Below are 23063 nucleotides of genomic sequence, written 5' to 3'. Positions count from 1 at the left end.
GTCGTTGCAGGTGAATCGTTGACTCATAACCGGTTCAGGTAGTCGAGCGCCTCCCGTTTGTGCACCACGTCGCCGTATTTGCTGTCGATGTCGAACAGGTTGGCTTCGTGCGGGCCGGGGTGACGATCGCCGACGCACTCGCGCACCACCATGGCGCGAAAGCCGTGTTGCACCGCGTCCACCGCGCTGGCGCGGATGCAGCCGCTGGTGGAGCAGCCGATCATCAGCAGCGTATCGATCCCTTGCGCCACCAGCAGCGGCGCCAGTGCGGTACCGAAGAAGGCGCTGGCGTATTGCTTGCTCAGCACCACCTCATCGGCCAGCGGCGCCACCGGCGGGCAGAACGCCGCCAGCGGGTTGCCCGCCACCATGTCCTTCATCACCGGCGCTTTTTTGACCCACAGGCCGCCATCGGCAAAATGGCCTGCATGATAGCGGATGTGGGTGTGGATCACAGGAATTCCCGTGCGGCGCGCACAGGCCAGCAGCTCGCGGCTTTCCTCGACCGCGCTCACCACGCCCGGCGCGAACAGCGGCGCGCCTTCGGTGGTGTAGGCCTGCATAAAGTCGATCGCCAGCAGCGCCGGGCGCCGGCCGAAGCCGAGGCGCAGGCCCCAGACGCCGCGATAGTTGTCGCTGAGGGTGTCGTTCATTCTGCCTCCTCAATAGGCGCCGGACAGCAGGGCGCCGGCGCCGGGGACGATCGGTTCCAGCTCCAGCGCGGTCAGCATCGCGTAAGTGGTGGCGATGGCGGCGGTGATCACCGGTTTGCCGGTTTGGGCTTCCACCGTCGGAACGGCCGGCAGCGAAGGCATCTGTACGCAGGCGGACAGCACGATAGCATCGACCTCGCGTAAATCCATCTCGGCGACGATCCCCGGCAACCTGGCCGGATCGTGCCGGCCGACGTCGAGGTTGTCCGGGATCTCCAGCGCGCGCCATCCCTTGACCTCAATGCCTTCGTGCTGGATGTAGTCCACCACCAGCTGGGTCAGCGGTTTCATATAGGGCGCCACCAGCGCGATGCGTTTGGCGCCGATCACCTTCAGGCCGTTGACCAGCGCGCCGGCGCTGCTGATAACCGGCGCGGCGGCCTGATTGTCTTTCGTCACCTGCGCCAGCCGGGCCTGCGATTCGCGGTGGTAGCCCAGCCCCATTGCCATGATGGCCACCAGGCAGGCGTAGCCGAGCACGTCGACCCGCGCGTCGGAGAGCTCCAGCGCGCAGCGATCGGACTCGGCGTCCATCGCCGCCAGCTCTTCTTTATTGACGTGTTTCATGCGCATGCGGCTGGAGTGAAAGGTGAAACGCTCCGGGCGTATCAGCTGGCGCGCGCCCAGCATCGCCGGGATCTCGGTTTCCATCGTGGTGTTGGAGCTGGGCACGATCTGGCCGATGCGGTAGTGGTTGCTCATGTCGGTGTTCCTCAGTTAATCCAGAAAATCGCCCAGGGCGCGGAAGAAGCCGTCGAAATCGTCCCACGGGATCATGTGTCCGGCGTTCTCGACCTCGACGATGGCGATCTCCGGCTGCAGCGCGCGGATCTCCGCCCGGTCTTCGGGCTGAATGACGCCGCCTTTGCCCGCGGCGATCAGCAGCGTCGGCAGGGTCAGCAGCGGGTAGTCACGGTGGCTGTCCACCTGATGAAAATCGTCGTAGGCGCGTTGGATCGCCGGCTCGTAGCAGGTATGCAGCCACTCGGCGCGCAGCCGGCGCTGCTCTTCGCTCCAGGTCGGGCAGAAGGCGCGCATCTGCTCGGCGCTCATGCCCGGCAGCGACTGCCGGATCGAGTCGGCGTACCACGGCCATTGGCCGGGATAGGCGCGGCGGCCGGGGCCGGAAACCGGCGGATCGACCAGCACCAGCCGCCGCACGCCGGCGGGCTGCAAAACGGCGGCGCGCAGGGCGAAGCGGGCGCCCATCGAATGGCCGAGCAGGGCGTAACTGGCCAGGTTCAGCGCGGCGGCGAAGGCGTTGACGTCCTGCGCGCAGGTCTCTGCGTCATAAGCCAGTTCCGGGCCGCTGGACGACAAACCGCGGCCGCGCACGTCGAGTACGTAGACGTCGTATTTTTCTCCCAGCCGCTCGGCGACGAAGCCCCAGGTGATCGCCGGGCTGGTGATACCGGGGATCAGGATCAGCGCCGGGCCGTGGCCGCCGTAGCGCAGGTAATGTTGGCGAATGCCGTTGGCGTGAACGTGGGCGCCGTAGAGGAAGGTGCTCATGCGGCGTTCTCCGATTTCAGCGCTTGCGCGTACAGGTCATAGCCGTAGACCCAGGCCGGATCTTCCTGAGTGCGCAGGAAGGTGTTGGCGTTGGACACCGCCTGCACCCTGGATGCGCGCTCCTTGCGGTTGGCTTCATACAGCTGGAAGGCGGTGCGGTAGTCGCCGAGGCCGGTTTCCTGCAGGCAGCGGGTCAGCATGGCGGCGTCTTCGATCGCCATCGCCGCGCCCTGCGCCATGTGCGGTTTCATCGGGTGGCAGGCGTCGCCGAGCAGCACCAGGCGGCCTTCGCTCCACAGCGGCAGCGGTTTGCGGTTCAGCAATGGCCATTTGGTGACCTGCTCGCTGGATTCGATCAGCGCCTGCACGATCGGGTGGTAGCCGGCGAAGGTCTCGAACATCTCTTCGCGGCTGCTGTCGATGAAGCTGCCCTGGAAATCCCAGGCCGGGTGCGGCACGCCGCTCACGTAGTAATACTCGTCGCGCCGTTGGGTGGTGTAGTAGACCATCAGATGGCGATCCGCCGACCACCACTTCACGCAGTCTTCGAACGTCAGGTTGTATTTCGCCAGCTTCTCGCCGCGGATCAGCGCGCGGTGGGCTACCCAGCCGCTGTAGGTCGGCGCTTCCGCCCCCAGTAGATGTTCGCGGATGCGCGAATTGATGCCGTCGGCACCGATCACGATGTCGGCATGGGCCGAGGTGCCGTCGACGAAGTTCAGCACCACCTCGTCCCCGCGATCTTCAATCTTGCTCAGGCATTTGCCGAAGTGCAGGGTGCCGGGCTGCAACGCGGAAAGCTGCAACGCCTGCAAATCGCCGCGATGCACTGTCACATAGGCAGCGCCGTACTCCCGGCGGGCGAAGGCGCCCAGTTCGATGCGCGACAAATAGTCGCCGCTCTCGGCGTCGCGGCTGAACCAGAAATCGGGATGAGACGCCATCTGCTCCAGCCGCTGCTCAATGCCGAGCCGGCGGAAAATCTTCAGGACGTTCGGCCCCATGTGAATGCCGGCGCCGAGGCGCGAGAACGCCGGGCTCTGTTCATACAGATCGACGGTAAAGCCGGCTTTTTGCAGCAGCCCGGCGGCGGCGGCGCCCCCCAGCCCGGCGCCGACGACGGCGATGCGTGGTTGTTTGCTCATCATGTTTCCCCTGTCTGTTGGCTTTTTTCAGCGTAGGCCCAACGCGTGGCTGGACGATCGATTTATAGTGTATGCGCTAGATAACGCAAAGTTGCAAAAGTGTTAAATCAGATCTTGCTCACGCTAATTGACGGCGCATTACTGTTAAACTCATGTTAACCACAGGATTGTAGAGGGATGAAATAGGACTTTCTTATGATGGATAGTCGCAGCTTGCTTTCCTTTGCTTTTTTGACTTAGATAAAAATGAGTGTGTTCACTTTAAATTGTTTGAAAAATCACCGCCGCCTTGCGGGCGTCGGACACCCTTGACGAGACAGGAGACAGGCCATGGCGGTCAATGAAACCCAGTTGGTACAGCTGTTCGAGCAGGTGCTTACGCTGTCGAAGGTCGATGCTTCGCAGAGCGTGGCGATCTTGAAAAGCCATTATTCCGATGCGCGCACGGTGCGCGCCGCGACCGACGCGGCGCTGCGGCTGGGCGCCAGGGTGTATGCCGTCGAGCTGCCGGCGTTCAACCATCCGCGGGCGATGGGCAACGACATGACCGCCTATTGCGGCGATACCGCGCTGACCGGCAACCTGGCGGCGCAGCGTGCGCTGGAGGCCGCCGACCTGATCGTCGATACCATGATGCTGCTGCATTCGCCGGAGCAGGAGCAAATCCTGAAAACCGGCACCCGCATCCTGCTGGCGGTGGAGCCGCCGGAGGTGCTGGCGCGCCTGTTGCCCAACGCGGAGGACAAGGCGCGGGTGCTGGCCGCCGCCGCCGTGCTGGAGCAGGCGAAGCTGATGCAGGTGACCTCCGCCGCCGGCAGCGATTTCCGCGCGCCGCTCGGGCAATACCCGACGGTGACCGAGTACGGCTATGCCGATGAACCGGGGCGCTGGGATCACTGGCCGAGCGGCTTCCTGTTCACCTGGCCGAATGAGGAGCAGGCGGAAGGGGTGCTGGTGCTGGAGGTCGGCGATATCTTGCTGCCGTTTAAAAGCTACGCGCGCGAACGCATCACGCTGGAGATCGAACAAGGGTTCGTTACCCGCATTCACGGCGGTTTCGAGGCGGAATACCTGCGCGAATACATGAAATACTTTGACGATCCGGAGGTGTACGGCATCTCGCACATCGGCTGGGGCCTGCAGCCGCGCGCCCAGTGGACGGCGATGGGCCTGCACGACAAGAACGACGGCATGTGCATGGACGCGCGCGCGTTTTACGGTAACTTCCTGTTCTCCACCGGGCCGAATACCGAAGTGGGCGGCACGCGCAAAACGCCTTGCCATATGGACATCGCGCTGCGCCGCTGCGACATCCGCCTCGACGGGCAAACGGTGGTGGCGGACGGGGAAGTGGTGGCGCCGGAGGCCTCGCGCATGCGCCGGGCGTAATCGTTGCTGCCAACGGCGGGGGTTTGTACTATTCTCGTGGATTCCATAGATGGTGAGAGTAACGCAATGACGCCCCCCGAATACCCGTCAGCCGTGAGCGGCCAACCCGAAAATTATCATTTTACCGAGCAAGTCGGGCACCTGCTGCGCAAGGTTTATCAGCGCCACCTGGCGATTTTCCAGCAAAACGTCGGCGATTCGCAGCTGACGGCGGTGCAGTTCATCACCCTGTGCGCGGTGCGCGATATGGGGCCGAGCTCGCTGACCGAGCTGGTGCAGGTGACGGCGGTGGATCAGGCCACCATACGCGGCATCGTCGAGCGGCTGAAGGCGCGCGATCTGATCACGGTGACGCCGGATCCGGTGGATCGGCGCAAGGTGGTGGTCGGCCTGACCGACGCCGGCGCCGTGCTGCTGACGGAAACGGTGCCGCAGGCGGCGAAAATTACAGAGCTGACGTTCGGCACGCTCAACCCGGCCGAACGGATAGCGCTGATATTCCTGCTGAATAAAATGCTGGAAGATCCGCCCACCGGCTGATTCGCCCGCGCAACGTCGGTTGCCTGGTGGTCGGTGGCGAGAGGCCAGCCCATAAGACCATCAAGTGCAGGCGGAGACGCGAACAATGGCGATATCTGAAGTGCAGTCGCCCAGGGAAGGCGCGAAAACCACGCTGACGGAGCATCCGCTGATGCTGTCGGTAAACGGCGAACAGCTGCATGCGCAGGTGATGGCGGATACGCCGCTCTTGCTGGTACTGCGCAACGATCTGGCGCTCAACGGCCCGAAATACGGCTGCGGCCTGGGCGAATGCGGCGCCTGTACCGTGTTGATCGACGGCGTGGCGGCGCGCTCCTGCGTGATCCCGGCGCTCGGCGTGTCCGGCCGGGCGATCGTGACCCTGGAAGGCCTTGGCGATCGCCAGCGCCCGCACCCGGTGCAGCGTGCCTTTATCGAAGAGCAGGCGGCGCAATGCGGCTACTGCCTCAACGGCATGATCATGACCACCAAAGCCCTGTTGGATCGCAATCCCGCCCCGAGCGAGGCGGAGATCCGTCAGGCGCTGTCCGGCAACCTGTGCCGCTGCGGTACCCATCTCGAAATCCTGCGTGCGGTTCAGCGCGCCATCATTCTCTGCCGCGATGAGGACGCCCACGCCCATGACTGATTCCCGTCCCTCATCGCCGAGCCAGGCCGAATTGCTGCAGCGCGACGGCGTGCTGCTGATCGTCGACAGCGTGCAACCGCCGTCGGGGCCGGTGCCCAAAGGGCAAACGCCGGTGCTGAAGCCCAAGGAGCAAGGGCTGTTTATCGCCCTGTGCGGCAGCGGCGAAATCTATGCCTTTAACGGCCATGTCGATCTCGGCACCGGCGTGCGCACCGCGCTCGGGCAGATCGTCGCCGAAGAGCTGTACCTGCGCATGGATCAGGTGCGAATGGTGTTGGGCGACACCGAACGCGCGCCGAATCAGGGCGCCACCATCGCCAGCGCCACGCTGCAGATCTCCGCCGTGCCGCTGCGCAACGCCGCCGCCGAAGCGCGCCGTTGGCTGTTGCGCCAGGCGGCGCAGCGCTTCGATGCGCCGGTGGAACAGCTGACGCTGGAGGAGGGCGTGATCCGCAGCCCGCAGGGGCAGGCGCTCAGCTACGCCGAGCTGGTGGCCGGCGGTCATGTCGAGCTGTCGATTTCCGGCGACGCGCCGCTGAAACCGCAGGCGGAGTATCGCCTGGTGGGCACCAGCGCCGCGCGCGTCGATATTCCGGCCAAGGCGACCGGTGAAACCACCTACGTACACGATATGCGCCTGCCGAACATGCTGCACGGCCGGGTGGTGCGGCCGCCCTATGCCGGGTACGACAGCGGCGAGTTTGTCGGCACCAGCCTGCTGGCGGTGGACGAAACCTCGATCGCGCATATTCCCGGCATCGTCAAACTGGTGGTGATCGGCGATTTCATCGGCATTGTCGCCGAGCGCGAAGAGCAGGCGCTCAAGGCGGCGCAGGCGCTGCAGGTCAGCTGGAAAGACTGGCGGCGCAATTTGCCGCAGATGACCGACGTGGCGCAGGCGCTGCGCGACAACCCGCATTCGACCCGGGTGGTGCACGATACCGGCGATGTGGACGCGGCGCTGGCGGCGGCCGACAGGCGTTTCACCCGCAGCTACCTGTGGCCGTATCAGCTGCATGCCTCGATTGGCCCTTCCTGCGCGCTGGCGGACTACCGGCCGGAGCGCCTGCAGGTCTGGTCAGGCAGCCAGAACCCACACCTGCTGCGCGCCGATCTGGCCTGGCTGCTGGAATACCCGGAAGCGCAGATCGAGATCGTTCGCATGGAGGCGGCCGGTTGCTATGGCCGCAATTGCGCCGATGACGTCTGCGCCGACGCGGCGCTGCTGTCGCGCGCGGTGGGCAGGCCGGTGCGGGTGCAGCTGACCCGCGAACAAGAACATGTGTGGGAACCGAAGGGCACGGCGCAGCTGATGGAAGTGGACGGCGGGCTGGACGCCGCCGGGCACCCGGTCGCCTACGACTTTCGCACCTATTATCCTTCCAACGGCGCGCCGACGCTGGCGCTGCTGCTGACCGGCCGGGTCGAACCGCTGCCGGTGGCCTATGAAATGGGCGACCGTACCTCGGTGCCGCCTTATGAGTATCCGGCGCTGCGCGTCAGCATCGAGGACATGGCGCCGATCGTGCGCGCCTCCTGGATGCGCGGCGTTTCCGCCTTGCCGAACACCTTCGCTCACGAATCTTATATCGATGAGCTGGCCCACGCCGCCGGCGTCGATCCGCTGGAATACCGGCTGCGCTATATCCATGACGAACGCGCCAGTGAGCTGATGCGCAGCACCGCAGAGCGCGCCGGCTGGACGCCGCATACCGAACCGATGCAGACCCCGGCGGAAGACGGCGTGCTGCGCGGGCGCGGCTTTGCCTACGCCCGTTACATCCACAGCAAGTTTCCCGGCTTTGGCGCGGCCTGGGCCGCCTGGGTGGCCGACGTGGCTATCGACAAAGCCAGCGGCGAAGTGGCGGTGACGCGCATCGTGGTCGGCCACGATGCGGGCATGATGGTCAACCCGGACGGCGTGCGCCACCAAATTCACGGCAACGTGTTGCAATCGACCAGCCGGGTGTTGAAAGAACGTGTGACCTTTGAGGAATCGACGGTCTCCGCCAAAGAATGGGGGGCTTACCCGATCCTGACCTTCCCGGAGGTGCCGGAGGTGGACGTGGTGATGATGCCGCGCCCTTACGATCCGCCGCTGGGCGCCGGGGAGTCGGCGTCGGTGCCCAGCGCGGCGGCCATCGCCAACGCGGTGTTCGACGCCACCGGCATTCGTTTTCGCGAGCTGCCGATCACCTCGGATAAGCTGCGAGAGGCGCTGAACGGGCCGGACGCCGAGCGGCAGGCTGCCCCACCCAAGAAAAAGAAGCGCGGCAAATGGTGGTTCGGCGGTGCGGCGGGGCTGTTCGGCGCGGTGCTGGGCATCGCGGGCAGCGCCTTGCCGTGGCGGGCGGAGATCGCGCCGGTGGCGACGCCCGGCGCCGGCACCTGGTCGGCCGCCACGCTGGAGCGCGGCCGCCAGTTGGCCGCCGCCGGAGACTGCGCGGTTTGCCATACCGCATCGGAAGGGGCGACCAACGCCGGCGGGCTGGCGATGGCGACGCCGTTCGGCACGCTTTACAGCACCAACATTACCCCGGACGTGGCAACCGGCATCGGCAACTGGTCGTTTACCGCGTTCGATCGGGCGATGCGCCAGGGCATCGCCCGCGACGGCCGCCATCTGTATCCGGCATTTCCTTACACCGCATTCAGTAAAATGACCGACGGCGACATGCAGGCGCTGTACGCTTATCTGATGTCGCAACCGGCGGTGCGCCAGAGCAATCCGGCCAATCAGATGCGCTTCCCGTTTAACCTGCGGCCGCTGATGGCCGGCTGGAACGCGCTGTTCCTGCGCCAGGGGGAATTTCAACCCGATCCGCAACAAAGCGCGCAGTGGAATCGCGGCGCCTATCTGGTCAACGGGCTCGGCCACTGCGCCGCCTGCCATTCGCCGCGCAATCTGCTGGGGGCAGAAAAGGGCGGCGCGGCTTTCCTGGCGGGGGGGATGGTGGACGGATGGGAAGCGCCGGCGCTGAATCAATTGGCCAATGCGGACAAGCCCTGGACCGAGGAGCAGCTGTTTCAGTACTTCCGCAGCGGGCATTCTGCCGAGCACGGCGTGGCGGCCGGGCCGATGGGGTCGGTGGTCAGCGAAATGGCGACGTTGCCGCAGAGCGATCTGCGGGCGATGGCCAACTATGTGATGTCGCTGAGCACCAAGGCGACGCTGAATGTGGAACCGCAGGCGCAGTTGGCGGCCCGTGCTTTGCCGGCGGCGGGGCAGCTGGCCGGCGAGCGGTTGTTTCAGGGCGCCTGCCAGGCCTGCCACAGTGCCGCCGCCGGCGGGCCGCAGCTGTTCGGCGTCAGCCCGGATCTGGCCAATAACACCAATATCTTCAGCGATCGCCCCGATAACCTGATCAAGGTGATCCTGCAAGGGATCCCCAAGCCGGCCACCGCCGAATTGGGATTTATGCCGGGCTTTAAGGACAGCTTTTCCGATCGGCAGGTGACGGCGCTGGTGAATTATCTGCGCCAACGCTATGCCGGCGACAAACCGGCCTGGCGCGACGTGGAGGCGCAGGTGGCGCGGCTGCGTGCGGAGCCGGGGAATCATTAACATTGTAAATTGTTACATTGGGTTATTGACTGGCGGCGTTCATTCGGGGATTAATGTTAGCCTGATTTTTACCTTACCTATAAAAAACAGTAAGTTAACATGGCATTAACCACGCATAAAATGGAAAACGGCCTGGCCGTAACAGTTCGTTTACCTGATAACCCGGCCAAGGTTCCGGCGATTATTCTGTGCCACGGCTTCTGCGGCATTCAGGAGCTGTTGCTGCCGGCCTTTGCCGAGGCCTTCGTCAACGCCGGTTTTGCGGCGGTGACGTTTGACTATCGCGGCTTCGGCGCCAGCGAGGGTGAACGCGGGCGGCTGGTACCGGCGCTGCAGATTGAGGATATCCTGGCGGTGAGCCGGTGGGTGCAAACGCACCCGCAGATCGACAGCGAGCGCATCGGCCTGTGGGGCACGTCGTTTGGCGGCTGCCACGTGTTCGGCGCTGCCGCGGCCGAGCCGGCCATCAAATGCGTCGTTAGCCAGCTGGCCTTCGCCGACGGGGAAACCATCGTGACGGGGAAAATGGCCGCCGACGAAAAACAGACGTTCATCGCCACGCTGGACAAAATGGCGGAGAAGCAGCAGGCCACCGGCAAAGAGATGTTTGTCGCCGTCACCCGGGTGTTGAGCGATGACGAGTCGAAGGCGTTCTTCGAGGAGAACAAGGTGCGTTACCCGGCGATGGACATCAAGATCCCGTTCCTGACCGTGCGCGAAACGCTGCGCTATCAGCCGCGTGACAATGCGGCGCGAGTCACATGTCCGGTACTGGTGGTGGTGGCGGGCGGCGATACCGTGAATCCGCCGGAGCAGGGCATCGCACTGTATGAGGCGGTAGGCAGCGCGAAGAAGGCGCTGCATGTCGAGCAGAATGCGAAGCACTATGACATGTACGCCGGCCCGCATTTCGCCGGCATCATCGGCCGTCAGATCGCCTGGTTCAACGATCACCTGTAATTCCGCCTTCCCCCTGGCGCAGGAACGCCACGAGCCGCTGCGTCGGCAGCGGCAGCTGCGCCCATTCGCGCACCACCAGCGACAGGCGCCGGGTCGCCCAATCGTCCGTCAGCGGCAGGGCGCCGTGTCGGATCTGCGGATGGCGTTGGGCGCTCTCTTCCGGCACCACCGCCAGCCCGGCGCCGCGCCGCACCATGCGGCAGATGGCGTCGAAATTAGCGGCGCGCGCCCGTAGCCGCATCGGGCCGCCGCTGCGTATCGCCAGCTGCTCCAAATGCTGTTGCAGCGCGCTTTCTTCCGGCAGGCCGATAAACTCAAAAGACAGGGTGTCCGCGAAGCTGACCGTGCGGCGGCCGCTGAGCGCATGCCCCGGCGGCAGCGCCAGCACCAGACGATCCTGCCGGAAAGGGTAGCTTGTCAGCCCGCGCAGATCGGCGTGATCCGCCACGATGCCGATATCCGCCGCCTGTTCGGCGATCGCCTGCGCGATGACCGGGCTGGGCAGCTCCTCCAGCGCGATGTCGGTGTGTGGGTGCAGCACCAGAAAATCCGCCAGCAGCTCCGGCAGAAAAGCGTCGGCGGCGACGGTATTGGCGACGATGCGCAGCTGGCTGCGCTGGCCTGGCGCGAACTCGGCCATGTCACCCCGCAGCCGGTCGCGCTGTTGCAGCAGCACGCGCGCGTGTTGCAACAGGCGTTCACCGGCGGGCGTCGCCTGGACGCCGCGCGGATTGCGGGTCAGCAACGCCACGCCGGCCTGTTGCTCCAGCCCGCGCATGCGTGCGCTGGCGGCGGCCAGCGATAGCCCGACGCGCTCGGCGCCGGCGGTGATGCTGCCGGTCTCGAGCACCGCCGCCAACAGTCGCAGATCGATAAAGTCAAAATGCATGCGTCTTCCTCTGTTTTTGCCGCTGGCAGGCTCTGCCATTGCCGCATTGTGCCGCGCCGTGCCGTCGGCCACAATCGGGCCGTTGATTGCCATAAGGATAGACGTATGCCGCTGACGTTACTCGAGATTATCGCCCTGACGGGCATTTTTACGCTGGCCGGCACGGTCAAGGGGGCGATCGGCCTGGGATTGCCGACGGTGTCGATGGGGCTGCTCAGCCTGATGATGCCACCGGGGCAGGCCGCTGCGCTGCTGCTGTTGCCCTCGTTGATCACCAATCTGTGGCAGTTGCTGTGCGGGCCGCGGCTGGGGGCGCTGTGCCGCCGGCTCTGGCCGATGATGCTGTGCGTCACGCTGGGCACGTTGCTGAGCGCCGGCGCGCTCACCGCTACCGACGGCCGCCTGGCGCCGCTGGCGCTGGGCGCTTGTCTGATCGGCTATGCGCTGTTGGGATTCACCCGTTTCGATTGGCGCGTTTCCGCCACGGCGGAGCCTTGGCTGGGGCCGCTGTGCGGCCTGGTGACCGGTGCGCTGACCGGCGCCACCGGCGTATTCGTCATACCGGCGGTGCCCTATCTGAACGCATTGGGCCTGGCGCGTGACGATCTGGTGCAGGCGCTGGGGCTGTCGTTCACCGTCTCGACGCTGGCGCTGGCCGCCGGATTAGCCTGGCATCAGGCGCTGCCCGGCGCGCTGCTCGGCGGTTCGCTGCTGGCGCTGCTGCCGGCGCTGGGCGGCATGTGGCTGGGCGGGATCGTGCGTCGTCACAGCAGCCCGCTGATTTTTCGCCGCCTTTTCTTTATCGGGTTATTAATCTTGGGAATTGAGATTGTTTGGCGTTCAATTAATTAAATCGATAGCATTTATGTGTAATTAGGTCAGGTATATTATTCTGCATTTTATTCTAATATGATGGGTTGCAATATTTAGAACGCACTTGGCTTATTGTTTTTAATCCTGAAATACAGGATGGTTATGGATTGTTATTAGTGTGTTTTACTTTTGCCACTAAAGCTATTTTCAATGACTGTAAAACCAGTAAACCCATAGGAGAATATTTATGAAGGAAATTTTAAGTAGCCAATTTGATGCGGTGTCGGGGGGATGGCAGGATCGCGATGGCAGTGGAAAAAGATCGTCTGATAACGGAGGCTCTGGTTCTTCAGCTCGTGGTGGAAATAACGGCGGTGACCGCGGGCTTCAGTCATTCTTGTCAAAAAACAGCCCTTATGGCAGCGGTTCCGGCGCCAGTGGTTTCTGGGGGAATGGCAGTTCTACAGGAAATGGGTATGGCGGCAATGGCACTGGACCGAGAGAGACCAGAGAATCCGGAACCAAACGTTAATTAACAGTTGCAATCCCAGCACAGAAGTGAAATTCTGTGCTTTTATGGGGTATATGATGAATAAATATGTTGTTTTTATAAAGAGCGATGAATCAAGGGTGCTGAGAAAGGAAGTGGTGACACGAGCAATAATTAAAGATATGAAGCAGAAGGGGTTCAGAAAGCATCATGTTGAAGTAGACGCTGAGAACGAGAACGATGCCATTAACAAACTAAATAAGAACAGCAATGACTATTTAGATTCACTGAAAAATTTTTCCGGTGATTTATTGCTCTGTTCTATTTGCGTCATTGTTATGGTCATGGTTTATTTATTTAGCTGAGCCATAATCAGTATTGAGTCATTCAAGTTATTTATACTATATTTTGTATGGTGATTTAAATGAATCATGGCGTATTGGGTGTCGATTTGCCAAAGATAGAAAGGTTATCCGTTCCAAATATCCTGCATTTTGTATGGATCGGTGACTTAAATGAAGTAAATACTCATTATATCGACATATGGAGAAAAACGAATAAAGATAAGCAGATATTCTTTTGGTATGACAAAGACTCTTCACTGTGTCATTTACTAAACAATGCCATACAAGATTTTGTCAACGCGAAAAAAATCAGGGATAAAGTAAGGGCTGAGTTAAAAATAAAAAACTCAGCTTTTAATTATATATACCAAAGAATAAACGAGGGCTTTTCTTTTGATGAGCTAGTTATTGATTTTTTGATAAAAAATGAGATCCCTTATCAAAGGCAGCCAATGGCTATAGAAGACGCATGGTTTGATTGCAGGGGCTTTGTAAAAAAGAGTATAACAGAACTTTTTTACAACGTTTCTGACGATTTCATTAAGTATTATTATTATGAGATTATATTAAGGTGTAATCTTGCCAGTGCAAGCGACATCATCAGGCTTTTAATTATCTACCAATATGGTGGAACTTATGTCGATGTTGACACACTCCCATACACTGACAATATATATCATGCGGTAAATAAGCATATAGAAGAAGAGGGCATTGTCGAGAGTGACTCGTTTCTGTTATTTAAGACCCTGTGTTTTTTAAAAAAGATAAATTCAGAAGAGCTATGGTCTGAAGCAGTGATTGGCTGTGATGAAAATGAGTTAGGAGTAGATGCTGTTGGATTTGAAAAAATAAAACGGCTTATCGAACAGGATCTCTCTGATTTTTCTCTGGATATGATATTGCCATTGGGGGAAACATACGTTTATAAAAATTTGTTGGCGCTAGGATCGCTCAGAAGATTTAAAGGTGTTTATTTTAATAATTTCATATCTTCTCATCAAAAATCAAAAGCGATAAGGATCATCCTTAGAACTATGAAGAAAAGGTATCGCTTTTTGGAAAAAAATAATTGCATATTTGATTATTACGTTGATGATAAGACCACGTGTTACCTGACCAGGCTTTTAACATGGCGGACCGAGTTAATAACAAGGGACTATTGTGTGACTCCGGTCTTAACCGGTCCGGGATTAATTGTCGAGGTTTTATTGGGGTTGGCTTATAAAGTATTCAATATTGACTGTTCAGTTGAGCCACATATTATAGCAGAGTACATGCAAAATTCTGATTTTGGCATTGCATTATTCCAACACAACATAGATACACCTGATGGCGCCTATTCCACATGGCGAAAATAGCTTTGGATGTAAGGTGATTTAAGTTTCGATGGGTTATTGCCAATCTACTCGCGTGTGAATTTTTTCATGATACTTTACTAAGGGACGCTGAGTATGTTTCGCCAGGAAGCGATCGATAGTCAGAAAATGAAATGGCGTGGGCGGGCATTGCTGTTGCCCGGCATTCCCTTTTGGCTCGCTGCAGGGCTCTGCCTGTTTTTTTTCATTGCCTTTCTCACTTTCGCGATCGCCGGTACCTATACCCGACGGGTCAACGTGACCGGAGAGATCAGCACCTATCCGCGCGCCGCTAATGTCTATTCCGCCGTCCAGGGGGTGGTGGTCAAACAGTTTGTCACCGAAGGGCAGGTGATCACCGCCGGCGCGCCCATTTACCAGATCGACGTCAGCAAGAGTACTCATAGCGGTGTCGTCAGCGACAACCAACGTCGGGACATCAATAGCCAACAGGCGCGCATTGCACAAATTATCAGCCGACTGGAAAGCAGCAAGCAGGCCACGCTCACCATGCTGGAAAAACAAAAGGCGCAATATACCGCCGCGTTCTCCCGCTCCACCGTCATCCTCGAACGCGCCCAGGAAGGGATACGTATCGCAAAGGAAAACATGGAGAACTACCGGCACTATCAGACCAAGGGGCTGATCAACAAGGATCAGCTCACCAACCAGGTGGCATTGTATTACCAACAACACAACAATCTGCTGAGTCTGTCTGGCCAGAACGAACAGAATGCGCTGCAGATCACCGCGCTGGAAAGCCGGATTCAAACCCAGGCCGCCGAATTCGACAACCAAATTTACCAGATGGAGTTGCAGCGCTACGAGTTGCAAAAAGAGCTACTGAACATCGATGCCGGCGGGGCGATCGTCATCCGCGCACTGGCCGACGGTCGAGTCGACTCTCTGAGCGTCACGGTCGGTCAGATGGTCAACATTGGCGACAGCCTGCTGCAGCTACTCCCCCAAGATATCGAACACTATGCTCTGGTGCTTTGGGTGCCCAACGACGCCATCCCTTACATTACCGCCGGAGATAAGGTCAATGTGCGCTATGACGCCTTTCCGGCGGAAAAATTTGGCCAGTTCGCCGGCACCGTGTCCGTCATCTCCAAAGCCCCGGCCTCACCGCAGGAAATGCGGACCTATCAGGGGGCCCCAAAAGCGGCACTGACCGCCGCCGTGCCGTACTACAAGGTGATTGTCATGCCGGAGAAACAGGCCATTGCCTACGACGGTAAACGTCTGAGCCTGGAAAACGGCATGACAGCGCAAAGTACTTTGTTTCTGGAAAAAAGGACGATTTATCAGTGGATGCTGTCACCGTTCTACGACATGAAGCACAGCGCGACGGGGCCGGTCGATGAGTAAGCCCACGTTCAAACAGCGGGTTAGACAGCTGGATTTTCGGCTGCGCCATCGGGTCCCGATGGTGCACCAGGCCGAGTCATCGGAGTGCGGGCTGGCCTGCCTGGCGATGATTTGCGGCCACTACGGCAAAAACATTGACCTTATCGCGCTGCGTCGGCAATTTAACCTGTCGACACGCGGTGTCACGCTGGTTGGACTGACCGGCATCGCCGAACAACTGGGGCTGGCCACTCGCGCTTTATCGCTGGATCTAAACGAACTCAGCGCCCTGAAAATGCCCTGTCTGCTGCACTGGGAATTCAACCACTTCGTGGTGCTGGTCAGTGTTAAACGCAACCACGCAGTGCTGCATGATCCGGCGCGCGGACGCCGGAGCGTCAGCCTGACAGAGTTGTCGCACAGTTTCACCGGGGTGGCGCTCGAGGCCTGGCCCGGCAGCGAATTCACTGCTGACAGCATCCGCCACCAAATTCGCCTTCGTACGCTGATCGGCAGCGTGCACGGTCTCAAGGGGGCGCTCTGCAAGATCTTTTGCCTGTCTCTGGTGTTCGAAACCATCAACCTGGTGATGCCGGTCGGCACACAATTAGTGATGGATCACGCTATTCCCGCCGGGGATCGCGGGTTACTGACGCTTATCTGCGCCGGATTGATGCTCTTTATCTTATTGAGGGCTGCCATCGGCATGGTGCGGGCATGGTCCGGACTGGTCATGTCGACGCTCATCAACGTACAGTGGCAGTCCGGATTGTTTACCCACTTGTTGCGCCTGCCGCTGGGCTACTTTGAACGACGTAAGCTGGGTGACATTCAGTCGCGTTTCGGCTCACTGGATACGCTGCGCAGCACCTTCACTACCAGTATCGTTGGAGCCATCATGGACGGCATCATGGTGATTGGCGTACTGGTGATGATGATGCTTTATGGCGGCTGGCTGACTTGGGTGGTGCTCGTGTTCACCGCACTCTACGTGCTGATGCGTCTGCTGACCTATGGGCATTACCGCCAGCTTTCCGAAGAAGCACTGGTCAGGGAGGCCCGGGCCGGCTCGTATTTTATGGAAACGCTGTACGGCATTGCCACCGTCAAGATGCAGGGCATGGCGGAACGTCGCATAGCTCACTGGCTCAACCTTGAAATTGACACCATCAATACCGGTATCCGGATCACCAGAATGGACATGCTGTTTGGCGGGATCAACACCTTCATTGCCGCCTGCGATCAGGTCGTTATTCTTTGGCTGGGAGCCAGTCTGGTGATCGATAATCAGATGACCCTTGGCATGTTCGTCGCGTTCGGCGCCTTTCGCGGGCAGTTTTCCGACCGCATCGGGTCGCTGACAGAGTTTTTGCTGCAGCTGCGCATGATGAGCCTGCATAACGAGCGCATTGCCGATATCGCCCTGCATCCGCGGGAGGCGCGTAAACCCGACCATCCTTACACGGCGGGCCTGCAACCTGTTGGATTGACGACCCATGCCCTGAGTTATCGTTACGACAGCCAGTCACCGGCCATCTTTGATGGCCTGGACATCACTGTGGCGCCGGGCGAGAGCGTGGCCATCGTAGGCCCGTCCGGCGCCGGCAAGACCACGTTGATGAAAGTGTTGTGCGGGCTGTTTCCCCCGGACTCAGGGCGGGTTGAGGTGAACGGCGTCGATATCCGGCAGCTTGGTATCAACAACTACCACAAGATGATCGCCTGCGTGATGCAGGACGACAAGCTGTTCTCCGGCTCGATCCGGGATAATATCTGCGGTTTTTCGCACGAAGTGGACGATGCTTGGATGGAGGCGTGCGCACGGGCCTGCTATCTGCATGACGTACTCATACGTATGCCGATGGGGTACGAAACCTTGATCGGCGAACTGGGGGAAGGATTGTCCGGGGGGCAAAAGCAACGCCTGTTCATCGCCCGGGCAATCTACAAAAAACCGGCTATTTTGTTCCTGGATGAGGCCACCAGCGCGCTGGATAAGGAGAGCGAAGCGGTCGTGAATCAGGCAATCAAGAGGCTCAATATCACGAAGGTGATCATTGCCCACCGTGAAACGACCATTGCGTCGGCAGATCGGGTAATTTATTTTGATTAAAAATAAGGCACATGACGAGTGGCGATAATCAGCGCCCTCGCCAGGTTATAAATATGATAACCCAATGAGGGGACGTGATATCACCGGCGGCACTGGCTGCTAACACCGTTTCGGTTACGACTGCCTGCTAAACCCCCAATAAGGCTCAGGCCAGCGAGCCAACCCAAATGGTCTCCTGTATGTTGGAGAGGATGCCTTCGCCGATTTTGCTCTCCCGTTCTTCATACCCGCCGTGGGCGATGCCCCTGCCTTTGCCGTGCGTGAGTTCGCAGCGCTTGCACGTTTTCAACCCCCGTTGTTTCACTCGATAGCGGCGTCGCCCTGGCCGTAGAGGCGGCAAAAAAGTCGTGCAGGCAATGAACGGTGATGGGGCCAGGCTATTTTTTCTGCCCGCTTTGGTTTTCAATTTACGGCGCGGCGCATTGCGCGATATTCTGGTTTTCTGATGGGCTAACGGCAGATGAGGGAACCATGACAGACAGCCAGGTGTTTGAACAACAAAGCCTCGACAATCTGCTGAGCTATTGGCGGCGCCATCGCCGCCTGCCGGGCGCGCGCTATCCGGCCGGGCCGACCGACAGCCTGTGCGACGTGCCGGGCGTCAGCGTCGGGCACCACACTTTGGCCGACGGCGAATGCCAGACCGGCGTCACCGCCATCGTGCCGCCGGGCGATCTGTTCAACCAGCCGCTGCCGTGCGGCAGCGCGGTGCTCAACGGCTTCGCCAAGCCGCTGGGATTGGTGCAATTGAATGAGCTGGGGGAGTTGCAGACGCCTATTCTGCTGAGCAACACCTTCGCCGTCGGCACGCTGTTCAACGCCATGGTGCGGCGCAGCTGCCTGCGCTACCCGCAGATCGGCCGCGGCAGCGCCACCATCAACCCGTTGGTACTGGAGTGCAACGACGGCTACCTCAACGATATTCAGGCGATGGCGGTGCGTGAGGAGCACGTCTTCAGCGCGCTGGATAACCATTCCACCCGCTTTGCGCGCGGCAGCGTCGGCGCCGGGCGCGGCATGAGCAGCTTCGGCCTGAAGGGCGGCATTGGCACCGCCTCGCGCTATTGCCCGGGATTAGGCACCATGCTCGGCGTGCTGGTGCTGGCCAACTTCGGTACCCTCGACTCGCTGACGCTGAGCGGCGTGCGCGTTGGCCCGGCGCTGGGCAAGCTGTTGGCGGATCCGCCGCCGCAGGTGGACGCCGGCTCGGTCATTATCATCATCGCCTGCGATCGGGCGCTGGACAGTCGCCAGCTGAACCGCATCGCCCGCAGAGCGGGCGCGGGCCTGGGGCGGGTGGGTAGCCATTGGGGGCATGGCTCCGGCGATATCGCGCTGGCGTTTTCCACCCGGTTGCTGGGAGCCACGCTACCGGACGAAAGGCTGGAGCCGCTTTTTGCGGCGGCGGCGGACGCCACCGAATACGCGGTGCTGGATGCGTTGCTGAGCGCCGAAGGCGTCAGCGGCTTCCAGCAGCATGCGCGTGCAGCGCTGGGCCCGCTGCTCGATCGGCTGGCGGCGGCAAATTAAATAACGGGAGTGTGATGTGAAGGTCTTTATCTCTGCGGATATCGAAGGTATTGCCGGCGTGATGCGGCCGGAGCAGTGCAACCCGGCCCACGCCGACTATGCGGCGGCGCGTGAACTGATGGAACAGGAGGTCAACGCCGCCATCGACGGCGCTTTCGCCGGCGGGGCCACCGAGGTGACGGTGGCCGACAGCCACGCCATGATGCAGAACCTGCGCGCCGATCGCATCGATGGGCGCGCGCGGCTGGTGCAGGGCAAACCGCGCGGGCTGTCGATGGTGGAAGGGCTGCAACACCAACGCTACGACGGCCTGATGTTTATCGGCTACCACAGCGCTGCCGGTGAACATGGCGTGCTGGCGCACACCATCAACGGCCGGGCCTTTTACCGCGTCAGCCTGAACGGCGAAGCGGTGGGCGAAAGCGATCTGTATGCAGCTGCGGCGGCCGAATTGAACGTGCCGCTGTGGCTGGTGAGCGGTGACGACGAGCTGCAACGCTGGATTGCTGAACGTTATCCTCAGTCTGGCTATGTGTGCGTGAAGCGCGCCATCTCGCAAACCGCCGCCGAATCGCTCAGCCCGCAGCGGGCGCGCGCCGAGATCCGTGAACGGGCGATGCAACAGGTGCGCCTGGGCGGGAAGCTGCCGGTGGAACGCCGCTTCATGCCGCCTTATCGGCTGACGCTGATGGCGGCCAAACCGGTGCTGGCGGATCTGTTCAGCCTGGTGCCCGGCGTGCAGCGCCAGGACGCGCTGACCGTGGCCTTCGACAGCGACAACATGGCGGCGCAAATCAACCTGCTCAGCGTCTTCTCCTATCTGGCGACGACGCAGAACTGACTCCGGTGCGGGTTTCCTGCCCGCATCGCACGTTTTTCCAATAGAAAATCCCTCTTCAACATTAAGCCTACTGGATAATAGGCTACGCTAATTATTGCTCTGTTGCGCTATATCACCTGACGGGCGCGCCAAGCCATTCCCATAACAAGATTTGTTTCGCCGAAGGCAGTGACGCCTTCGGCTTTTTTGGAGTCATGAGCAATGAGCATATCCCAAGTTCCGCTTTCGCGGCGGCGGTTTATCGTCGGCGCCGGGGCGTTGGTGATCGGCGCCTATCTGCCGTCCACCGGCGCGCTGGCGCGTTCGGCTGCCCCGGCCGCCTCCGGCGCGGCGGCGTTTGACGCCAACGCCTTCGTTCAGATCGGCGCCGACGGCGTCGTCACCGTGATCAGTAAACACACCGAAGTGGGCCAGGGGGTCTATACCGGCATGGCGACGCTGGTCGCCGAAGAGCTCGATGCCGACTGGGCGCAGGTACGGGTCGTCGCCGCGCCGGTGGACACCAATATCTACAAAAACCTGACCTTCGGATTCCAGGGCACCGGCGGTTCCAGCTCGGTGGCCAATGCTTATGAGCAGATGCGGCGCATGGGCGCCATGGCGCGCGCGCTGCTGGTGCAGGCCGCCGCACAGAGTTGGAAAACCTCGGCGCAGGAAATTACCGTGCAGGCAGGCAAGATCCGCCATGCCGCCAGCGGGCGCGAGGCGGGCTTCGGCGAGTTCGCCGCGCTGGCCGCCACGCTGCCGCCGCCCGATCCCGCCAGCCTGACGCTGAAGGATCCGGCCAATTTCACCCTGATCGGCAAAACGCGCGGCCTGCACCGCGTCGATTCGCTGGCGAAAACCAACGGCAGCGCGCAGTTCTCGCAGGATATCCACGAACCGGACATGTTGACCGTCACCATCAAGAAGCCGCCGCGCTTCGGCGGCAAGGTGGCGACCTTCGATGCCGAACGGGCGCTGGCGGTGCCGGGGGTGGTGGCGGTGAAGCAAATCGCCACCGGCGTGGCGGTTTACGCCAAAAACACCTGGGCGGCGATCCAGGGGCGGGAGCGGCTGAAGGTGACGTGGGACGACGCGCAGGCCGAACGGCGCAACACCGAGGAGATCTACGCCGAATTCCGTCAGGTGGCGCAGAAAACCGGCGTGGTGGCGAAGAGTCTCGGTAAGCCGGACGAGGTGTTCGACAAGGCCGACAAGGTGATCGAGGCCGAATACACCTTCCCCTATGTCGCCCACGCGCCGATGGAGCCGCTGGACGGCTATCTGTTCTGGGACGGCGAGAGCGTCAAGGCGCGCTACGGCTGCCAAATCCAAACGCTCGATCACAAGCAGCTGTGCGATCTGTTCGAGTTGCCGCCGGACAAGGTGCAGATTGAAACCATTCTGGCGGGCGGCAGCTTCGGCCGGCGCATCGATTTAGGCAACCCGACGCTGGGGCCGGATCTGGCGGCAGACATGGCGGCGGCGGCCAAGGGCATCGGCCCCGGCCACGGCGTGAAGGTGGTATGGACGCGTGAGGACGACATCCGCAACGGCTGGTATCGCCCGATGATCCTGCACCGCCTGCGCGGCGCCATCCGCGGCGGCAAGGTGGTGGGCTGGACCGATACCGTGGTCGGCCACTCCTGGACGCGCCACAGCGCGATGGATGCGCTGGTGGTCAACGGCCTCGATCAGATGATGGTCGAGGGCGCCAGCGAGGTGTCATACACCTTCGAAGCCTTCCGCTGCGATGCGCACATCGTGCCGGGCAAGGTGCCGACCACCTCGCTGCGGTCGGTGGCCAGCACCCACACCGGCCACGCGGTGGAGAGCTTTATCGATCAGCTGTTGCAGGAAACCGGGCAGGATCCGGTCGAAGGGCGGCTGGCGCTGATGGGCGATGCGCCGCGTGCGGCGGGCGTGCTGCGCGCGGTAGCGAAAGCCGCTGACTGGCAGGGCGCGAAAGTGGTGGGCGGACGCGCGCGCGGCGTGGGCGTCGCCAAGGCGTTCGATACCTATGTGGCGCAGGTGGCCGAGGTCTCGATCGGCGAAGGCGGCATCCCGAAAGTGCACAAGGTGTGGTGCGCGGTGGACTGCGGCGTGGCGGTGAACCCCGACGTGATCCGCGCGCAGATCGAGGGCGGCATCGGCTACGGCCTGAGCATGGCGCTGTACGGCAATATCACGCTGAAAGACGGCGTGGTCGAACAGTCCAACTTCAATAACTTCCGGCCGCTGCGCATCGATGAGATGCCGGAGATCGAGGTGATCATCGTGCCCTCGAGCGAGAAACCGACCGGCGTGGGCGAGCTGGGGGTGCCGACCATCGCCCCGGCGGTCGGCAACGCGCTGGCGCTGCTCGGGCGGCCGCGCACCTCGCTGAGCCTGCCGCTGCATAATCCTACCGCGAACCCGGCGTCTGACAAGGAGAGAACCTGATGATTCAATTAACCGTAAACGAGCAGCCGCTGACCTTCGAGGGCGATCCGCACATGCCGCTGTTGTGGTTTTTGCGTGACGAAGCCGGCCTGACCGGCACCAAGTTCGGCTGCGGCATCGCCATGTGCGGCGCCTGTACCGTGCATCTGGACGGTGTGCCGGTGCGATCGTGCATGACGCCTGTCTCCGCCGCCGTCGGCAAAAAAATCACCACCATCGAAGCCGTGGGCGCCACGCCGGAAGGCAAGGCGGTGCAGGAAGCCTGGCTTGATCTGGATGTGGTGCAGTGCGGCTACTGCCAGTCCGGCCAGATCATGAGCGCCAGCGCGCTGCTGGCGCAAAGCAAGGATCCGAGCGATGCGGACATCGACGCGGCGATGGGCGGCAACGTCTGCCGCTGCGCCACCTATGTGCGCATTCGCGCCGCCATCCACCAGGCCGCCAAGGCGTTGGGTTAGGGAG

21 protein-coding genes are annotated in these 23063 nt (G+C 61.1%); 15 read left to right on the top strand and 6 right to left on the bottom strand.

Going from position 1 to position 23063, the window contains the following annotated elements:
* Positions 1 to 23 precede the first annotated feature (23 nt).
* The 4 genes from GF111_RS00785 to GF111_RS00770 form a co-directional block, all read right to left on the bottom strand.
* Complete coding sequence (locus GF111_RS00785) at positions 24 to 653, bottom strand: N-carbamoylsarcosine amidohydrolase (protein WP_110593039.1); 630 nt, start codon at positions 651 to 653, stop codon at positions 24 to 26.
* 9 nt (positions 654 to 662) lie between these two features.
* Positions 663 to 1364, bottom strand: coding sequence for an Asp/Glu racemase (locus GF111_RS00780; protein ID WP_224217872.1), 702 nt, complete (start codon positions 1362 to 1364; stop codon positions 663 to 665).
* A gap of 66 nt (positions 1365 to 1430) precedes the next feature.
* Positions 1431 to 2225, bottom strand: coding sequence for an alpha/beta fold hydrolase (locus GF111_RS00775; RefSeq protein WP_038873990.1), 795 nt, complete (start codon positions 2223 to 2225; stop codon positions 1431 to 1433).
* Positions 2222 to 3373, bottom strand: coding sequence for an FAD-dependent monooxygenase (locus tag GF111_RS00770; RefSeq protein WP_033645813.1), 1152 nt, complete (start codon positions 3371 to 3373; stop codon positions 2222 to 2224). The genes GF111_RS00775 and GF111_RS00770 overlap by 4 nt, the downstream gene beginning before the upstream one ends.
* Before the next feature lie 327 nt (positions 3374 to 3700).
* Between GF111_RS00770 and GF111_RS00765 the strand changes: the two genes are divergently transcribed.
* The 5 genes from GF111_RS00765 to GF111_RS00745 all read left to right on the top strand — a co-directional run bounded on the left by GF111_RS00765 (position 3701) and on the right by GF111_RS00745 (position 10452).
* Positions 3701 to 4759: a 2,5-dihydroxypyridine 5,6-dioxygenase gene (locus GF111_RS00765; RefSeq protein WP_110593038.1), complete on the top strand. Its 1059-nt coding sequence runs from the start codon at positions 3701 to 3703 to the stop codon at positions 4757 to 4759.
* Positions 4760 to 4825: 66 nt separating this feature from the next.
* Entirely contained in the window at positions 4826 to 5299 is a 474-nt protein-coding gene (locus GF111_RS00760; RefSeq protein ID WP_033634451.1) for a MarR family winged helix-turn-helix transcriptional regulator, read from the top strand.
* 85 nt (positions 5300 to 5384) lie between these two features.
* The gene (locus tag GF111_RS00755; RefSeq protein ID WP_038873997.1) at positions 5385 to 5927 is read left to right on the top strand and encodes a (2Fe-2S)-binding protein; all 543 of its coding nucleotides are present in this window, start codon (positions 5385 to 5387) and stop codon (positions 5925 to 5927) included.
* Positions 5920 to 9492: a molybdopterin cofactor-binding domain-containing protein gene (locus tag GF111_RS00750; protein WP_110597367.1), complete on the top strand. Its 3573-nt coding sequence runs from the start codon at positions 5920 to 5922 to the stop codon at positions 9490 to 9492. The genes GF111_RS00755 and GF111_RS00750 overlap by 8 nt, the downstream gene beginning before the upstream one ends.
* Before the next feature lie 99 nt (positions 9493 to 9591).
* The gene (locus GF111_RS00745; protein WP_047727621.1) at positions 9592 to 10452 is read left to right on the top strand and encodes an alpha/beta hydrolase; all 861 of its coding nucleotides are present in this window, start codon (positions 9592 to 9594) and stop codon (positions 10450 to 10452) included.
* On the opposite strand, the gene GF111_RS00740 is transcribed toward GF111_RS00745, so the two are convergent.
* The gene (locus tag GF111_RS00740) at positions 10436 to 11341 is read right to left on the bottom strand and encodes a LysR family transcriptional regulator (RefSeq protein ID WP_038880638.1); all 906 of its coding nucleotides are present in this window, start codon (positions 11339 to 11341) and stop codon (positions 10436 to 10438) included. The genes GF111_RS00745 and GF111_RS00740 overlap by 17 nt on opposite strands.
* A 105-nt stretch (positions 11342 to 11446) precedes the next feature.
* Between GF111_RS00740 and GF111_RS00735 the strand changes: the two genes are divergently transcribed.
* The 6 genes from GF111_RS00735 to GF111_RS00710 all read left to right on the top strand — a co-directional run bounded on the left by GF111_RS00735 (position 11447) and on the right by GF111_RS00710 (position 17806).
* Complete coding sequence (locus GF111_RS00735; protein WP_038880641.1) at positions 11447 to 12193, top strand: sulfite exporter TauE/SafE family protein; 747 nt, start codon at positions 11447 to 11449, stop codon at positions 12191 to 12193.
* 208 nt (positions 12194 to 12401) lie between these two features.
* Positions 12402 to 12686, top strand: coding sequence for a hypothetical protein (locus GF111_RS00730; protein WP_154235506.1), 285 nt, complete (start codon positions 12402 to 12404; stop codon positions 12684 to 12686).
* Between the two features lie 56 nt (positions 12687 to 12742).
* Positions 12743 to 13009, top strand: coding sequence for a hypothetical protein (locus GF111_RS00725; RefSeq protein WP_038880676.1), 267 nt, complete (start codon positions 12743 to 12745; stop codon positions 13007 to 13009).
* Between the two features lie 59 nt (positions 13010 to 13068).
* A complete protein-coding gene (locus GF111_RS00720) occupies positions 13069 to 14346 on the top strand; it encodes a TcdA/TcdB catalytic glycosyltransferase domain-containing protein (protein ID WP_162420035.1) in 1278 nt (425 codons plus the stop codon).
* Between the two features lie 93 nt (positions 14347 to 14439).
* Positions 14440 to 15714, top strand: a complete 1275-nt coding sequence (locus GF111_RS00715) for an HlyD family secretion protein (protein ID WP_038880647.1) — start codon at positions 14440 to 14442, stop codon at positions 15712 to 15714.
* On the top strand, positions 15707 to 17806 hold the full coding sequence (locus GF111_RS00710) for a peptidase domain-containing ABC transporter (protein WP_147191353.1): 2100 nt from the start codon (positions 15707 to 15709) through the stop codon (positions 17804 to 17806). The genes GF111_RS00715 and GF111_RS00710 overlap by 8 nt, the downstream gene beginning before the upstream one ends.
* 145 nt (positions 17807 to 17951) lie before the next feature.
* Here GF111_RS00710 and GF111_RS00705 read toward each other — a convergent pair whose 3' ends face one another.
* Positions 17952 to 18095, bottom strand: coding sequence for a hypothetical protein (locus GF111_RS00705; RefSeq protein ID WP_162420034.1), 144 nt, complete (start codon positions 18093 to 18095; stop codon positions 17952 to 17954).
* Between the two features lie 182 nt (positions 18096 to 18277).
* On the opposite strand from GF111_RS00705, the gene GF111_RS00700 reads away from it, so the two are divergent.
* The 4 genes from GF111_RS00700 (at position 18278) to GF111_RS00685 (ending at position 23059) form a co-directional block, all read left to right on the top strand.
* On the top strand, positions 18278 to 19336 hold the full coding sequence (locus GF111_RS00700; RefSeq protein ID WP_038880653.1) for a P1 family peptidase: 1059 nt from the start codon (positions 18278 to 18280) through the stop codon (positions 19334 to 19336).
* Positions 19337 to 19352: 16 nt separating this feature from the next.
* Positions 19353 to 20177: a M55 family metallopeptidase gene (locus GF111_RS00695; protein WP_055315583.1), complete on the top strand. Its 825-nt coding sequence runs from the start codon at positions 19353 to 19355 to the stop codon at positions 20175 to 20177.
* Positions 20178 to 20378: 201 nt separating this feature from the next.
* Positions 20379 to 22601 carry a molybdopterin cofactor-binding domain-containing protein gene (locus GF111_RS00690; RefSeq protein ID WP_057523674.1) on the top strand — a complete coding sequence of 741 codons (2223 nt, stop codon included), beginning with the start codon at positions 20379 to 20381 and terminating at the stop codon, positions 22599 to 22601.
* Positions 22601 to 23059 (top strand): (2Fe-2S)-binding protein, encoded by a 459-nt coding sequence (locus tag GF111_RS00685; RefSeq protein ID WP_038880659.1) that lies wholly within the window; start codon positions 22601 to 22603, stop codon positions 23057 to 23059. The genes GF111_RS00690 and GF111_RS00685 overlap by 1 nt, the downstream gene beginning before the upstream one ends.
* Positions 23060 to 23063: the final 4 nt, after the last annotated feature.

It is taken from the genome of Serratia sp. HRI, assembly GCF_010119335.3.
GTDB classification, from domain to species: domain Bacteria; phylum Pseudomonadota; class Gammaproteobacteria; order Enterobacterales; family Enterobacteriaceae; genus Serratia; species Serratia nevei.
This window is presented reverse-complemented; position numbering and strand designations above follow the sequence as displayed.

Bases quoted from the DNA above. Each gene is read 5' to 3' on its own strand.
- GF111_RS00780 (WP_224217872.1), bottom strand. From the start codon at position 1,364: ATGGAAACCGAGATCCCGGCGATGCTGGGCGCGCGCCAGCTGATACGC.
- GF111_RS00735 (WP_038880641.1), top strand. From the start codon at position 11,447: ATGCCGCTGACGTTACTCGAGATTATCGCCCTGACGGGCATTTTTACG.
- GF111_RS00710 (WP_147191353.1), top strand. From the start codon at position 15,707: ATGAGTAAGCCCACGTTCAAACAGCGGGTTAGACAGCTGGATTTTCGG.
- GF111_RS00770 (WP_033645813.1), bottom strand. From the start codon at position 3,373: ATGATGAGCAAACAACCACGCATCGCCGTCGTCGGCGCCGGGCTGGGG.
- GF111_RS00685 (WP_038880659.1), top strand. From the start codon at position 22,601: ATGATTCAATTAACCGTAAACGAGCAGCCGCTGACCTTCGAGGGCGAT.
- GF111_RS00730 (WP_154235506.1), top strand. From the start codon at position 12,402: ATGAAGGAAATTTTAAGTAGCCAATTTGATGCGGTGTCGGGGGGATGG.
- GF111_RS00725 (WP_038880676.1), top strand. From the start codon at position 12,743: ATGAATAAATATGTTGTTTTTATAAAGAGCGATGAATCAAGGGTGCTG.
- GF111_RS00755 (WP_038873997.1), top strand. From the start codon at position 5,385: ATGGCGATATCTGAAGTGCAGTCGCCCAGGGAAGGCGCGAAAACCACG.
- GF111_RS00715 (WP_038880647.1), top strand. From the start codon at position 14,440: ATGTTTCGCCAGGAAGCGATCGATAGTCAGAAAATGAAATGGCGTGGG.
- GF111_RS00700 (WP_038880653.1), top strand. From the start codon at position 18,278: ATGACAGACAGCCAGGTGTTTGAACAACAAAGCCTCGACAATCTGCTG.
- GF111_RS00720 (WP_162420035.1), top strand. From the start codon at position 13,069: ATGAATCATGGCGTATTGGGTGTCGATTTGCCAAAGATAGAAAGGTTA.
- GF111_RS00760 (WP_033634451.1), top strand. From the start codon at position 4,826: ATGACGCCCCCCGAATACCCGTCAGCCGTGAGCGGCCAACCCGAAAAT.
- GF111_RS00785 (WP_110593039.1), bottom strand. From the start codon at position 653: ATGAACGACACCCTCAGCGACAACTATCGCGGCGTCTGGGGCCTGCGC.
- GF111_RS00690 (WP_057523674.1), top strand. From the start codon at position 20,379: ATGAGCATATCCCAAGTTCCGCTTTCGCGGCGGCGGTTTATCGTCGGC.
- GF111_RS00775 (WP_038873990.1), bottom strand. From the start codon at position 2,225: ATGAGCACCTTCCTCTACGGCGCCCACGTTCACGCCAACGGCATTCGC.
- GF111_RS00750 (WP_110597367.1), top strand. From the start codon at position 5,920: ATGACTGATTCCCGTCCCTCATCGCCGAGCCAGGCCGAATTGCTGCAG.
- GF111_RS00740 (WP_038880638.1), bottom strand. From the start codon at position 11,341: ATGCATTTTGACTTTATCGATCTGCGACTGTTGGCGGCGGTGCTCGAG.
- GF111_RS00765 (WP_110593038.1), top strand. From the start codon at position 3,701: ATGGCGGTCAATGAAACCCAGTTGGTACAGCTGTTCGAGCAGGTGCTT.
- GF111_RS00745 (WP_047727621.1), top strand. From the start codon at position 9,592: ATGGCATTAACCACGCATAAAATGGAAAACGGCCTGGCCGTAACAGTT.